Annotated in this window: 8 protein-coding genes; 2 read left to right on the top strand and 6 right to left on the bottom strand. The window is 70.9% G+C overall.

Annotated features, from left to right (window positions below):
* Positions 1-132: 132 nt before the first annotated feature.
* Complete coding sequence (locus ACTIE9_RS04990; protein WP_439564474.1) at positions 133-4,347, bottom strand: ExeM/NucH family extracellular endonuclease; 4,215 nt, start codon at positions 4,345-4,347, stop codon at positions 133-135.
* Positions 4,348-4,629: 282 nt separating this feature from the next.
* A complete protein-coding gene (ypfJ, locus tag ACTIE9_RS04995) occupies positions 4,630-5,505 on the bottom strand; it encodes a KPN_02809 family neutral zinc metallopeptidase (protein ID WP_439564475.1) in 876 nt (291 codons plus the stop codon).
* Between the two features lie 102 nt (positions 5,506-5,607).
* Here ypfJ and ACTIE9_RS05000 point away from each other — a divergent pair, with 102 nt between their 5' ends.
* On the top strand, positions 5,608-6,588 hold the full coding sequence (locus tag ACTIE9_RS05000; protein ID WP_439564476.1) for an EamA family transporter: 981 nt from the start codon (positions 5,608-5,610) through the stop codon (positions 6,586-6,588).
* Positions 6,589-6,841: 253 nt separating this feature from the next.
* Here ACTIE9_RS05000 and ACTIE9_RS05005 read toward each other — a convergent pair whose 3' ends face one another.
* On the bottom strand, positions 6,842-8,875 hold the full coding sequence (locus ACTIE9_RS05005; protein WP_439564477.1) for a DEAD/DEAH box helicase: 2,034 nt from the start codon (positions 8,873-8,875) through the stop codon (positions 6,842-6,844).
* 227 nt (positions 8,876-9,102) lie between these two features.
* Between ACTIE9_RS05005 and ACTIE9_RS05010 the strand changes: the two genes are divergently transcribed.
* Complete coding sequence (locus ACTIE9_RS05010; protein ID WP_439564478.1) at positions 9,103-9,561, top strand: GNAT family N-acetyltransferase; 459 nt, start codon at positions 9,103-9,105, stop codon at positions 9,559-9,561.
* Here ACTIE9_RS05010 and ACTIE9_RS05015 read toward each other — a convergent pair.
* The 3 genes from ACTIE9_RS05015 to ACTIE9_RS05025 form a co-directional block, all read right to left on the bottom strand.
* Positions 9,558-10,802: a hypothetical protein gene (locus ACTIE9_RS05015; protein WP_439564479.1), complete on the bottom strand. Its 1,245-nt coding sequence runs from the start codon at positions 10,800-10,802 to the stop codon at positions 9,558-9,560. The two genes, ACTIE9_RS05010 and ACTIE9_RS05015, sit on opposite strands and share 4 nt — an antisense overlap.
* On the bottom strand, positions 10,799-11,779 hold the full coding sequence (locus ACTIE9_RS05020; RefSeq protein ID WP_439564480.1) for an ion transporter: 981 nt from the start codon (positions 11,777-11,779) through the stop codon (positions 10,799-10,801). Before ACTIE9_RS05020 ends, ACTIE9_RS05015 begins: the two co-directional genes overlap by 4 nt.
* 74 nt (positions 11,780-11,853) lie before the next feature.
* A complete protein-coding gene (locus tag ACTIE9_RS05025; RefSeq protein ID WP_439564481.1) occupies positions 11,854-15,036 on the bottom strand; it encodes an efflux RND transporter permease subunit in 3,183 nt (1,060 codons plus the stop codon).
* Between the last annotated feature and the right edge of the window lie 110 nt (positions 15,037-15,146).

The following is a 15,146-nucleotide window of genomic DNA, read 5'->3' on the forward strand; positions in this document are numbered from 1 at the left end:
CAGTGCTGAGCGTGCCTGATTCCAGGGTACGGGCGCGAATCGCGCCGCACGCGTTTGTGACGCGACAGCGCCACGGAAGACAACGACGGCGGGGCGGGAGTATTCCCCCCGCCCCGCCGTGAGTCGCGATCGCTAGAAGACGATCACAGGAATCGGAACCAGGGTGGTCGACCCGCGGACGGCATCCGAGCCGGCGAACTGGGCCGTCAGCAGATGGATGCCCCGGCCGAGCCCGCTGATCTGCAGCGTGCCCCTGCCCTCGTCGCCGGCCTCGAGCTCGATCGTGCCGACGACGCGGCCGCGGTCGAGCACGGACACCGTACCGACCGGCTCGATGCCGACCGCGACGACCTGCACCGAGTAGGTGACCGTGCCGCGCGTCGTGACGAACAGGCGGTCGGGCGCCCCGAGGGTGATCGATCCCGCCGCCACGACCGCGCGGTCGTTGCTCGTGGCGGTTACCGAGGCGAAGCCCTCGGCACTCGCCGTGACCTGCACCGAGAGTCGCGCGCCCGCATCGGCGGCGGTCACCCGGTAGGTCGCGGCGGTGGCACCCTCGATGGGTGCGCCGTCACGCAGCCACTGGTAGCTGCGCTCGACGTCGTCCACCGAGAAGCGGCCGCCGTCGGTGCGCAGCGTACGGCCCACGACGGCACCGCCTTGCAGGCGCGGATCGCGCTCGACCGTGATCTGCTCGAGCTGCGTGGTGATCTCGAACGGCACGGTCGCCTCGGTGCCGTTGTCGGGCACCGTGATGACGAGCTGCTGGGCTCCGCTGATGCCCTCGGGCACCGTGAACGTGACGGTCGCCCGGCCGGTCTCATCGGTGCGGCCGACGATCGTCGCATCGATCGGCGCCGAACCGAGCACCTCGCCGCCGAGGCTCACGAGCACCTCGGCCTCGCGGTCGCCCTGGTTGGTGAACAGCAGCGAGCTGAGCACGAGCGTGACCTCGTCGCCGGCGCTGTAGCCGTCGGCGTCGGGGGCGCTGATCGCGACACCGACCGAGCGCTGCGCGAGGTCGGGGCTCACGGGCGAGAACTCGCCCACGTAGTCGACGAACGCCTGCAGGTCGATGCGGCCCGAGTCGGCGCGCTGCGTGCCCTGCGCCAGCGTGGCGAAGTTGTCGCCGCCTGCCGCGAGGAACGAGTTCACCACGGTGCGGATCTGCTGATCCGCGGCCACCGGCACGCCGTTCAGCAGCATCGTTCCGATGCGCTCGCCGCGCGGCTTCGTCGGGTCGTAGTCGTACTCGAGCGAGTCCGAGACGCCCAGCTTGAGGAACGGACGGCTGCTGCCCTCGGGCTGCCACTGCTGCTCGAGCACCGAGCGCAGCTGGGCACCCGTGAGCGTCATCACCACGAGGGTGTTGGCGAACGGCTGCACGTTGGCCGCCTCACGGAAGGTGAGGTTTCCCGCCGGGTCGAGCTCTCCGCTCGCGGCGTAGAGCAGGTTGGCGCGCAGGCCGCCCGGGTTCATGAGCGCGAGCTCGGTTCCCAGGTCTTGCGTGGCCCAGAGCTGCGCGTCGGCGACCACATTGCCGAGTGTCGACTCCGCGCCGCGGTTCTCGTTCTGCGCGCCGTTCTGGCCCGTGAAGTCGATCCCGCGGAGGAAGTCGTCGGTGATCGCACCGAGGCTCTCGTTGCCGGCCACCGCGGCGAAGGCGACGGCCTCAGCGACGATCGCCGCGATCTCGGGGTCGGGCTGCGCGGCGCCCACGAGCGGCTTGACACCCGCCGTGATGCTCAGCAGCTCGTTCGACTCGGGGTCGACCGAGAGCTCGAGGTGACCGTAGGCCTCGCCGTACTGCCCGCCCTGGATGAGGGGCATGACCTCATCGGTGCCGGGCACCGGAACCTCGAGGTCGTACTGGAGGTGGGTGTGACCCGAGACGACCGCGTCGACCTTGCCGAGCACGCCGGTGATGAGGTCACCGAACTCGGTGTCGCCGGTGGCGGCCTCGAGCGTCGTGGTCGGGGCACCCTCGTGCACGACGAGGATGACGACATCCGCCTCGCCGTTCGCGGCCTCACCATCTTGCAGCTGGTCGGCCACGCGCACGGCCGCGGCGGTCATGTCACCGAAGTCGAGCGTCGCGATGCCCGTGGGGCTCACGAGCGAGGGCATGCTCTCGGTGAGCACGCCGATGAACCCGATGTCGACCCCGTCGACCGTGATGACCTCGTACTCCTGGTACGCCGGGGTCTGCGTGCCCTTCTCGTAGATGTTCGCGCCGAGGTAGGGGAAGTCGGAGTTCGGGATGACCCGGTCATCGACGTCGGCGCGGCCCTGGTCGAACTCGTGGTTGCCGAGCGCGCTGAGGTCGAGGCCCATGGCGTTGAGGGCGTCGAGCGTGGGCTCGTCGTTCTGGATGAACGAGGTGAACGTCGAGGCGCCGATGCTGTCGCCGGCCGAGATGAACAGGGTGTTCGGATTCGCCGCTCGCGTGGCCTCGACGAGCCCGCCGAGCACGGCGACGCCGGCGGCGGGCGGAGCGGCTTCGAGACGACCGTGCAAGTCGTTGATCGTCAGAATGTCGATCTCGATCGGCGGCAGCGTCGTGTTGAGGCCGACGACGACGGGGTCGTGGTCGCTCGAGCGATACGGGCTCGCCGCGTCAGCCGACGCACCGAAGTACCCGCGGTCGCCCCACTCGGCGGCGTTGATCGCCCAGACACCTGCCCCCGCGACCTGCGCGGCGAGCGCGGGGCTCGCGATCGCGTGGTCGAGCGAGCCGAGCTCGCCGTCGAACGTGTAGGTGTACTGGTCGTCGGTGAGGTCGGCGACGAGGTCGCTCCAGCCCGCGTCGGTGAAGACCTCGATCGGGTCCTCCTCGCTGTAGGCGTTGAAGTCGCCGAGCAGCAGCACGTGCTCGCTGCGCTCCGCATCGTCGGCCAGATCCTCGGCGAAGGCCTTGAGCGCCTGCGCCTGCTCGACGCGCTCGGCGTTGAATCGGCCCTGGCCGTCGGCGGGCTCGGCGCCCGAACCGCTCTTCGACTTGAAGTGGTTCGCGATGACGGTGAATACGTAGCCATCGGCATCGAAGGTCTGAGCGATCGGCTCACGCGCGATGTCCCAGACGGTCTCATCGATCTGCGTCGCGCTCGCGCCGACCGGCTCGACCGCGGCCGTGCGGTAGATGATCGCGTTCGTGATCGCGTCGACGATAGCGGCGTCGGTCAGAGCGGCGGGCGTGGGCACGAAGTTCCACGTGCCGGCCCCGGCGTCGGCGTTGAGTGCGGCGACGAGGGCCGAGAGCGCCTCGTCGACGGGCTCACCGAGCTTGACCGAGTTCTCGATCTCTTGCAGCGCGACGACGTCAGCATCGAGGCCGTTGATCGCCGCGACGATCTTCGACTGCTGAACCGCGAACTGCTCGGGAGTGTCGGCACCGCGCGCCTCGGCGTTGTCGGCGGGGAGGGTCGTGAAGTAGTTGAAGACGTTGTAGGCCGCGACGCGCACGTCGCCGCCGACAGCCGGCGGGCTGGCCGGGCGCTCGCCGCGCGCGTCGAAGCCCGCGGTCTGCGCGGCGGGCCCGTTGCTCGTGATGGGCAGCTGCGGCTGCAGGCGCCAGTCGTCGAACCCGAAGCTCAGCACCATTCCGGCGGCGGGGAACTCGACGGCGTCGCCGAGGCGCACGACGTCGCCGGCGGTGAAGTACGGCTGGTCGCCGATGTGGGCGGCGTTGCTGATCTGCGCGTTGTACCCATCGTCGAGCAGCAGGCGCGCGGCCCGGTTGGCAGCGGCGATGGCGTCTGCCTCGGCGCCCGCCCCGACCTGCTCCGTGCTCTTGACGGCGAGCTGCTCGGGGCTGAGCCACAGGGTGCCGAAGGTGCCCAACTGGTGGGTCGACGAGACGAGGTAGTCGCCCGAGGGTGCGACGAGCATCCCCTCGAGAGCCTCACGCTGCGTGCCGACGACGCTCGTGGGCAGAGCGGTGGGCGCGGGGAGGCCGACCGCAGACTCGACGAGCACGACCGCACCGGCGCCGCTGCCGGTGACCTGCGTGAGCCCGTTGAACTCGCTGACCGGGCCGGTGACCTCGATGAGGTCGCCGATCGCGACGGACGGGTTGGCCGCATTGAGGAAGACGAAGAGGCCGTCGGATGCCCCGGGCGTGGCGTCGATGTCGCCGCCCGAACCCTGGGTCTGGATGTAAAGGCCGCGGTACGCGGCCGTGCCGCGCAGGTCGGCGGTGACGACACCGCGCACGGTGACGACCGTGCCCGAGGCGAGCGGCGAGGCCGAGCCGGTGCCTTGCACGTCGGCGATCGCGACGGGCTCGGCAGACGCGGGCACCGCAGTCAGGGTGACGAGGCCGAGAGCGACGGCGAGCGCGGTCGACATGGCGGCGATACGACGCGCGGCAGTGCCGCGGCCCCCGATGCGATGCCCGAGTGGAGTGGAAAACGGCATGACGAAGAGACCCCCCTGGTGAAACGACCTCAGATGTAGACACATCTGTTTACCCCCGAATGGGGGTCACCCGGCCGACTCTAGACGACGACGCATCGCTTCGTCGAGACCCCGAAAAAGTGGTCACGGATTCGTCGCGGATTGTTCACCGTCGACGGCACGACGCCGAGCGCAGATGCCCGACGAACCCGCCAGCAGGCGATCGCAGAACGGCTACAGCTCGGCGCCCGGCACGGTGAACGTGTCGCAGGCCGTCACGCCGCGCTCGAAGCCGATCGTGAACCAGCGCTGGCGCTGCTCGCTCGACCCGTGGGTCCAGCTCTCGGGCGAGACCTGGCCGCTCGTCTGCTCCTGGATGCGGTCGTCACCGATCGCCTCCGCCGCATCGAGGGCCTGAGCGACCTGCTCGCGCGTGATCGGCTCGAGCAGGGCATCCGGCCCGTCGGACGCGGTGCCCGCCCACGCGCCACCGAAGCAGTCGGCCTGCAGCTCGAGGCGCACGGCATCCGAGTCGGGCCCGGTGTCGCCGCGATCAGCCGACTCGAGGGCTCCCGCGAGGCCTTGGATGTGGTGGCCCCACTCGTGGGCGACGACGTACATCTCGGCGAGGGGGCCGCCCTCGGCTCCGAAGCGCGTGCGGAGGTCGTCGTAGAAGCCCGTGTCGAGGTAGATCGTCTCATCGGTGGGGCAGTAGAACGGGCCGACCGCGCTCGTCGCGGCACCGCATCCCGAATCGACCGATTGCTCGAAGATCACCGCGCCCGGAGTGCGGTAGGCGACGCCGATCTGCGGGGCTGCGGCGATCCAGAAGTCGTCGAGCGACACTGCGGCTCCCGCGATGCGGCAGTCGATGCTCGCGTTCGCGTCGGCGCCGGTGTCGCACTCGCTGAGCTCGGTCGTCTCGGGAGCGGGGCCCGCCGTCGATCCTCCCCCGAGCAGCGCGCTGAGGTCGACGCCCGTGAACTGAGCGATGAGGAACACCGCGATGACGGCGATGACGCCCCCACCCCCGCCGATGGCGAGGCCGCGCCCCGGGCCGGATCGGCGGACGGAGGAGTCGGAGATGTCGGCATCATCGCGGAAGGTCACGTCGTCAACCTACCCCCGAGGGCGCGCAGCCCGGTGGGGGTTGCGCTCGGGCGAAGAGTCGGCATCGGCGACCTGGCAGAATCGACGCAGGAGGTGCGCGTCGTGCTCACAGTGGTTCTCGGGCTCGGCGGAGCCCTCGTCTACGGCGCCGCCGACTTCTTGGGCGGGCTGGCCGCGCGACGCATCTCGGCGCTGCGCGTGACCGCGCTCGGGGCGCTCTCGGGCGTCGTGCTGCTCGTCGTCGGAACCCTGCTCGTGCCCGGGCGCTGGTCGCCCGAGGCCGTGCTCTGGGGCGGCATCTCCGGGGTCACCGGAGCCGCTGCCATCGCGCTGCTCTACGCGTGCCTCGCGATCGGGCCGATGAGCATCCTCTCGCCCCTCACCGCCGTCACCTCCGCGATCGTGCCGCTCACCTGGGGCCTCGTCACCGGTACCGAGCTCGGCGCGATCGCCTACCCGGCGTTCGGGCTCGCCCTCGTGGCCGTCGTGCTCGTCGGCTTCGTGCCCGCGAAAGAAGCCGTGCGTCCGACGCTGGCGGGCCTCATCATGGCGACCGTCTCGGGCGTGCTGATCGGCGCGTTCTACATCCTCGTCGACCAGACTCCCGACGACAGCGGGCTCGTGCCGCTCGTCGCCAACCGCACGGTCAACGCCACGATCATGATCACGCTCATCGTCGTGCTCGCCGTCATCGCGGGCCGGCGTCATGTGCGGGCGGCGGATGCCCCGCTCGCCGTGCTCGACGGCGCGCACGGTGCGCCGCATGCGCTCGGGGCCGAGGCGGCCGCCCCCGCCCCCTCGCGCGACGGTCTGCTGCGCGCGAGCGCGGCTGCTCTGCGCGGCGGATGGCGCGGCGGGTTCTGGCTCGCCGTCGGATGCGGTGTGCTCGACGCCCTCGCCAACGTCGTCGTGCTCGTGGGCCTGCGGGTCGGCGACCTGACGATCGTCTCGGTGCTCACGGCGCTCTACCCGGCCGGCACCATCCTGCTCGCGGCGATCGTGCTGCGCGAGCGCATCGCGCGGCTGCAGTGGGTGGGGCTGGTGCTGGCGCTCGCGGCGAGCGCGATGCTCGCGGCGGCCTGAGCCCGGCACCTGCTGAGCGGCACCACGACTGGTGCCGGGGCCCAGGTCGGCGCCGGGGCCCAGGTCGGCGCCGGCGTCGGGGCCGGGGAGGCCCCGCGATTCGTTCCCGAATCCAAGGACTGTTCGACGACGTGGTCGGCGGGGACTCCTTGCATTCGGGAGTCTGCCGAGCACAGCACGTCGGGGCCGGTGCGCTGACGCGTGACCGGCCCCGACGGGTGGTGAATGACGGGCAGTGAGGAGAGAGCGGTGCCTAGAGGGCAGCGAGCCGGTCGAGGAAGGCGTCGCCGACGCGCACCTCGGTGGTCTCGGCCTCGATCTCGGCGCGCTCGAGCAGCTCGCCGAAACGGCGGGCGCGCGGGCGCGTGATGAGCGTGACGACCGTGCCGACCTTGCCCGCGCGGCCCGTGCGGCCCGAACGGTGCAGGTAGGTCTTGTACTCGTCGGGCGCGTCGGCCTGGATGACGAGCGAGATGTCGTCGACGTGGATGCCCCGGGCCGCGACATCCGTCGCCACGAGCACGTTCACCCGGCCGCTCGTGAGCTTCTCGAGGTTGCGCGTGCGGCGCGCCTGGTTGAGGTCGCCGTGCAGGCTGACGGCCGGAATGCCGGCGTCGTCGAGCTGGTCGGCGAGCTCCTCCGCGAACGCGCGCGTGCGCGCGAAGATGAGCGTCTTGCCGTCGCCGGCCGCCAGCTGCTCGATGATGCCGCGCTTCTCGCGCTGGTCGACGAGCAGAACCTTGTGGTCGATCGTCGACGACTCCTGGTCCTCTCCCGCGACCTCGTAGACGGCCGGCTCGTGCAGGAACTCGGTGACGAGGCTCGCGACACCCGAGTCGAGCGTGGCCGAGAACAGCAGGCGCTGCCCGTTCGGCCGGGTGCGACGGATGATGCGCTGAACGGGCTCGAGGAACCCGAGCTCGCACATGTGGTCGGCCTCATCGAGCACGACGATCTCGATCTGGCTCAGGTCGAGGCGACCCTGCTCGATGAGGTCTTCGATGCGGCCAGGCGTGCCGATGATGATGTCGACACCGCGCTGCAGTGCTCCGACCTGGCGGCCCTGGGGCACGCCGCCGTAGATCTGCGTCGTGAACAGGCCGACGCTGCGTGCGATCGGCTGCACGGTGCGGTCGATCTGCAGGGCGAGCTCGCGCGTCGGCGCCAGGATGAGCGCGCGGGGAGCGCGGCCCATCTGACGCTTCTTGCCGCCGCCGTTCTCCATCAGCCTCTCGACCAGGGGAGCCCCGAACGCGATCGTCTTGCCCGAGCCGGTGCGGCCGCGGCCCAGAACGTCTTTGCCCGCGAGCACGTCGGGAATGGTCGCCGCCTGGATCGGGAACGGGGCGCTCGCGCCCTGCTCTTCGAGCTCGCGCACGATGTTCGCGCCGAGGCCGAGGTCGGCGAAGGTCACGCCCTCGACGTCGGTCGCGAGCACGGCATCGGCCGTCAGACGGTCGAGCACGACGTCGTCGACCTTGGCGGCCTTTGCGTCGCGGCTCGGGTAGAAGCTCGACTCGCGGCGCTCGGTCGGCCGCTCGTCGCGATCGAACGAGCGCGCCGGGCGAGCGTCGCGATCGAACGAGCGCGCGGGACGCGCATCACGGTCGAACGACCGCGCGGGACGCGCATCACGGTCGAACGACCGCGGCGCGCGGTCATCGCGCGCAGGACGCGCGTCGCGGTCGTACGAGCGCGCGGGGCGGCCGGTGCTGGCGGCACCGGTCTGCGGGCGCCAGTCGGGGCGGTGGGTGGCGCGGCCGCTGCCCGTGCGGGCGGCGCCGTCGCGGGAGTCGCCGTCACGCGCGGGGCGGGCCGGTCGGCCGCCGGTCGCAGCGGCGCGGTAGCCGCGGTCGTTGCTGTAGCGGTTGCCGCTCGCGCGGTCGTCGCGCTGCGGGCGGGCATCCCGATCGCCCGAACGAGCTGGGCGAGCATCGCGGTCGAACGACCGCGGAGCGCGGTCGTCGCGTTGCGGGCGCTCGTCGCGCGAGTACCGGTCGTCACGCGCAGGGCGGGCGGCACGGTCGTCGCGCGCCGGGCGGGCGGCGCGGTCGTCGCGCTCGGGGCGAGCACGCTCGGGCGCGTGGCCGCGGTCGACGCGCTCGTCGCGGCTCCAGCGGGCCTTCTTCTCGGGCGCGGCGGCCTCGTCGGGGCGGTAGCCGCGGTGCTTCGGGCTGCGGGATCCGGCGGCGGGCGCCTTGGCGCCGCGCGACGCCGCGCCACGAGGGGCAGCGGAACGGGATGACTGGGGCGCGCGCGCAGCGCCGCCCTTGTTGTTCTGAGGCATGGTTCTTTCTGGGGTAACGCAAGAAGCGTCGTCGGCGCACACGCGCCGCTATCCCAGGCAGTCGCTGGCTGGGGGCCGTCACATCTCGAGGTGATCTCCGACCGTCGAACGACGGGGAGTACCGGCCCTGAGGCGCACACAATGCACTGACGGGAAACCCCGCCCGCCTCCAGCCGACCCTTCAGAGTACCCGACACTCGCCGAGACGGGCTTATTCTGGGCGCATCGTGACCACTGTGACCGTCGAAGACCCCCGCCAGCCCGAGATCGAGACGCTGCTGCACGCGAGCGACGCCTACGCGCTGAGCCTCTACCCGGCCGAGAGCTGCTACATGCTCGACCTCGACGAGCTGACCGCGACGGGCGTCACGGTGTTCGTGGCGCGCGACGACGCGGGTGCGGCGACCGGCATGGCGGCGCTCGTCGATCGGGGCGACACCACGGGCGAGTTGAAGAGGCTGTTCGTCGCCGAGAACGGGCGCGGCCAGGGCGTCGCGACCGCGGTGATGGATGCTCTCGAGGCGGCCGCGCGCGCGCAGGGCATCCGCACCCTGCAGTTGGAGACCGGCCCGAAGCAACTGGCCGCGATCGCGCTCTACGAGCGGCGCGGCTACGCGCACATCGAGAACTTCGGGCCGTACGTGGGCGACGAGTTCAGCGTGTGCATGCAGAAGCTGCTCGGCTAGCCCCCAGCGGCCCGGGTGCGCGGCCGCGGGGCGCGAGCCTTCGCCGGGGGCGGAGGCGGAGGCGGCTCGACGGCGAGCAGTTCGACGACCACGAGCAGCCCGGCTGCCAGCAGCGCGCTGCCGAGCACGGTGATGGCCGACAGCGCTGGAAGCAGCAGCGCAGGCAGTGCCGCGAGGGCCACGACCGCGAGCCGAAGGGGCACGCGCCAGCGGTGCAGCGCGGCGCCGACCGGGCTCGGCTCGATGCCGAGGGCCTCGCGCCCCTGCGCGACGCGCGCACTCACCGCCGCGCGGCCGCGGGCTGCCGGGGCGGAGGATCCGAGCCACCACGCGACCAGCACGACGATCGCGCTCAGCACAAGCAGGCCGACCGTGGTGCTGATCGCATAGCCGGTCATGGCGTCGAAGACGGCCGCGGCGAGGGCTGACGACTCGGGGCCCGCGTAGGCGGCGATCGCGGTGCGGGCCAGCGAGAACCCGATGGCGAGCGCCGTGGTCACGCCCACGGCGATCACTCCGATCGTGCGCGCAGTGGCGGGGCGGCGCGGCGCGAGGAGCACCGCACCGATCAGGAGGGCGGCGGTGATCCAGGGCAGCCAGAAGCCGACCGTGACTCCGACCTGGAAGAGCACGCGGGCGAGCGCCAGGTTCGGCACCTCGGCGAGCACGATCGCCCGATCGATGTCGGGGATCGCCGCGGCGAAAGGCACGCCCTGCTCGACGAGCGCGGCGCGCACGTCGGCGACGATCGGCCCGAGCGGCAGGCTCAGCGTGCCATCGCGATCGAGCGTCAGCAGCGAGTCGGGCGACCCCGACAGCAGTCGGATCGATTGAGCGTGCAGCACCTCGACCGAGCGCTGCCATGCGGCGCTGAAGGCGGGTGCCCGCACCACCTCGGTGACGACGTCGGCGACGAGCGAGCGGACCCCGGCCGCGATGGGAGCGCTGATCAGATCGAGGGCGGCCTGCGCGCGCGGGCCGAGGTCGAGGGCCTCGCCGAGGCCGCTGAGCAGCTCGGTGGTGACGGCGTCGATATCGACCTGCTGGTCGACGAGCGCCGTGACCTCGGTGATGATGCGGTCTTGCACGGCCGGGTCATCGGCCAGCGGCGCCAGGGTGGCGACGAAGCGCTCGGTCTCGATGAGCTGCGTCGTGGCCCAGTGCGCCATGACGGCGCTCGGAAGCAGCAGCAGCCCGACGGTCGCCAGAACGGCCGCGGCGATCCGGCGCCCGCGCATCACTGCACCGCGGCCTTCAGGCGGTCGATCTCGTCGCGGATGCGCCGGATGTGGTCGGGGGATGCCCGGCCCGCGCGCTCGACCGCGTCGAGCTCGGCGCTCAGCCCGCCGAGCTCGGCTCGGGCATCCGTCGCAGGAGCCTCATGGTGCGGAAGCCGGATCGTGCCGGTCGCCGTCGGCAGCCCCTCTTTCGCGCGATCGGCGGTGACCTCGTCGCGCGCTTGATCCATGGCCGTGATGACGATGCCGATGAGGATGTTCAGCACGGTGAACACGATGAAGAACATGTAGCTCAAGAAGTAGAGCAACGCCCACGGGGTGATCTCGAGCCCGCCGAGGAACGAGTCGGGGAAGTTCTCGAGCGTGAGCATGACGGTGAGGGTCACCATGGCCGTGCCGATGTCGCCCCAGCGCTCGGGCGAGGCCTCCCCGAAGAGGTACACCCCGGCCATGGCGTAGATGAACATGAGGAAGCCGATGAGCACGCCGAGGCTCGCGAGCGGCGCGACCGACTTGATCATCGACAGCATGAGGATGCGGGCCTCGGGCAGGAAGCGGAAGATACGCAGGATGCGGAGCAGCCGGACGAGTCGGAAGATGACCGTGCCGCCGTCGAGGAACGGGATGAGCACGACGATGAGGAAGTCGAAGACGTTCCAGGGGTTGCGGAAGAACATCCATGGCTTGGTGCCGTACGAGATGACGCGCAGCACGACCTCAATCGTGTAGAACACGAGAGCCGCGCGGTCGATCGCCGTCGCGACAGCGGCGACGCCGGGCGCGACGCCGTCGTAGGTCAGGATCGCGAGGGCCGTGGCGTTCGCGATGATGACCGCGATCACGACGATCTCGAACGCGTTGCCGTACATGAGGCGCGCGAGCCACTGGATGCGGTACGGCGCGAGCTGCACAGTGGTCGTCGTGAAGACGCCCGGCGACACCGTGGTCGCGGCGTCGTCAGCGGGGGCGGGAGCGGTCATGGCGAATCGCTTTCGGTCGGAGTGTGCTCACGCTAGCAACACCCCGACCGCTCGCGATACGCGGTTCAGACGGCTTAGGCGGGAGTGCCGTCGGCGAGGGCCGCCTTCCTCTCCCGGCGGTCTTCGCGGCGCTCCTTCGCCCCCTCGACGACGTAGTACAGCGCGGGGAGCACGACGAGCGTCAGGAGGGTCGAGGAGATGAGGCCGCCGATGACGATGATGGCGAGCGGCTGCGAGATGAACCCGCCGCTGCCGGTGAGCCCGAGGCCGAGCGGCAGCAGCGCGAAGATCGTCGCCGCGGCCGTCATGAGGATCGGCCGGAGTCGGCGCGACGAGCCCTCGATGATCGCCTCGCGAGCGCGCATGCCCCGCTCGCGGTACTGGTTGACGAGGTCGATGAGCACGATGGCGTTCGTCACGACGATGCCGATGAGCATGAGCACACCGATGAGCGAGGGCACTCCGAGCGGGATGCCCGAGATCACCTGCAGCCCGATCGCCCCGGTCGCCGCGAAGGGCACCGAGATGAGCAGCAGCAGCGGCTGCCGGAGGCTCTTGAAGGTGGCGACCATGACGACGTAGACGATGAGGATGGCCGCGAGCAGCGCGAGCCCGAGCTGGCTGAACGCGTCACCCTGCTGCGCGGTGACGCCGCCGAGGCTCGCCGAGGCGCTGTCGGGCAGGTCGAGCTCATCGACCGCGGCCTGCACGAGCGCCGACGCGCTGCCCGTGTCGTCGGTGCTCGGCGTGACCGTCACGGTCGCGCTGCGGGTTCCGCGGATCGTGGTGATGCTCGCGGGGCCCTCCTGCTCGTCGACCGTCGCGAGCTCGGAGAGCGGCTGCGGGCCGATGGCGGTCGGGATGCTGAAGTCGCGCAGCTCTTGAGCCGTGGTGGGCGCACTGCTGTTGGGCAGGAAGATCGACAGGTTCTTCTCGTCGAGCACGACCGACCCGACCGAGGCCGGGAACATCGCGGCCGTGACGATGCCGCCCACAGCCACCTCGCTCAGGCCCAGCTCGGCCGCGCGCTCGCGGTCGACGCGGATGGCGAGGTAGGGCTGCGTGTCGGCCAGGTTGCTCGTGGCCTCGGCGGTGATGTCGAGGTCGCGCACAGCGGCCAGCACATCTTGCGCCGCCGCCTCGAGGTCGGCGCGGTTCGCCGCGGTGATGTCGACCTCGATGTCGGAGGAGCCGAAGCCGCCGGCGCCGCCGGCCGCCTGCACGCTGATCTCGCCCGCATCGGTGATGGCGGCCAGAGAATCGCGCACCGTCGCCTGCAGGGCCTCCTGGTCGGCGTCGGCGTCGGTGGTGATCGAGAAGGTGATGTCGTTGCCGCCGCCGAAGATGGCCGCGAGAGAGCCCTGACCCGAACCGATCGAAGCCTGAACGGTCTCGATGCCCTCGATGTCGAGCAGCGTCGACTCGACCTGGGTCGCGGCCTCGTCGAGCGCTTCGAGGCTCGCACCGTTCTCGAGCGACTGCGTCACCGTGAGGGTGTTCTGACCCGAGTTGCCGATGAAGGTCGTCTTGAGCCCCGTCGCGAGGAACCCGGTGCCGACGAGCACGAGGATCGCCATGAGCAGCGTGATGGCCGGGAACTTCAGCGTCCAGCGGATCACCGGCAGGTAGCCGCGCTGCAGGACGGTCGGGCGTGCCGACTCCTCGTCGAGGGTGATCGGGGCGCGCTCGACGGGCTCGTCGGCGGCGGCGTGCGCGCCGGCCTTCTTCGGCTTCGGTGCGCGCAAGAACCAGTAGGCGAGCACGGGGATGATCGTGAGCGAGACGAAGAGCGACGCGGCGAGGGCGATCGTCGTCGTGAGGGCGAACGGTCGGAACAGCTCACCGGTGACGTCGCCGACGAGGGCGAGCGGCAGGAACACGGCGATCGTGGTCACGGTCGACGCGGTGATGGCCGTCGCGACCTCCTTGACACCGGTGAGGATGGCCGTCTTCTTGTCCTCCCCGAGCCCGAGGTGGCGCTTGATGTTCTCGACGACGACGATCGAGTCGTCGACGACGCGGCCGATCGAGATCGTGAGGGCGCCGAGCGTGATGATGTTGAGCGAGTAGCCCGACACCTGCATGCCGATGAAGGTCAGCAGCACCGAGGTCGGGATCGAGATGGCGGTGACGAGCGTCGAGCGGATCGAGAGCAGGAAGACGAGGATGACGATGACCGCGAAGACGAGGCCGAGCACACCCTCGACGGCGAGCGACTCGATCGACTTCTCGATGAAGGGCGCCTGGTCGAAGACGATCGTGAATTCGGTGTTCGAGCCGATCGCCTCGGCGATGGCGGGCAGAGCGGCCTGCACGGCGCGCGAGACCTCGACGGTGTTGCCCGCCGGCGTCTTGGTGACACCGAGCGTGAGGGCGGGGTCGCCGTTGACGCGGCTGTAGCTCGTGACCGGGTCGTCGACGATCGCGACCTCGGCGACGTCGGCGATGGTCGTGAGGCCCTCGCTCTCGGCTCCGATGAGCGGCAGCGCCGCGAGCTCGTCGAGCGAGGCGATGCGCACGCCGGAGAGCACGACGAGGGTGCGGCCGTCTTCCGTGATCGTGCCGGCAGGCAGCAGCACGCCGTAGGCGTCGAGGGCATCGGTGATGTCGGTGTTCGTCAGCCCGAGGCGGAACAGCTCGTCGGTGTCGGGCGTGATGGTCACGCGCTGGCCGAGGGCGCCCTGCACCGAGACCTCGCGCACGCCGACGAGATCGGTGAGGTCGGGAACAGCCTGGTTCTCGAGCGCGGCATCGAGGTCGGCGGCGCTCAGATCGCTCGTGACGGCGATCTGCAGCACGGGCAGGTCGTCGATCGATCCGACGATGACCTGCGGCTCGACGTCGGCCGGCAGGTCGAGCCGGTTGACCGCGAGCTGCACGCGCTGCTCGGCGCGCACGATGTCGGCCCCGAAGTCGAACGAGGCCGAGACGACCGAGAACCCGGTGCTCGAGGTCGCGCTCGAGGCGTCGAGCCCGCTGACACCCTGGATCGCGGTCTCGATGGGCGTCGAGACGTCTTGCTCGACGATCTCGGGCGCGGCGCCGGGGTACTGCGTCACGATGATGATCTGCGAGGCCGAGATCGTCGGGATGAGCTCTTGCTTGAGGGTCGTGAGGGCCAGACCGCCGAAGAGGCCCACGACGATCGTGACCAGTGCGATGAGCGCACGGTTGCGCAGGCTGAACACCGAGAGAAGGTGCACGGGAACTCCGGTCATACGGCGGGCGGCAGAGCCCGAGGTGGCTGTGAAGGGCACGGTCGGTGCGCGACGATGCGCGGGTCAGCATCCCAGCGTCTGCTGAGTGTTCACACAGCGCGCGATGGGCGCGCACCCCGAATCAGACCGATCGGTCAGGATGCTCGCTC

It is taken from the genome of Microcella sp., assembly GCF_051860105.1.
GTDB lineage: Bacteria > Actinomycetota > Actinomycetes > Actinomycetales > Microbacteriaceae > Microcella.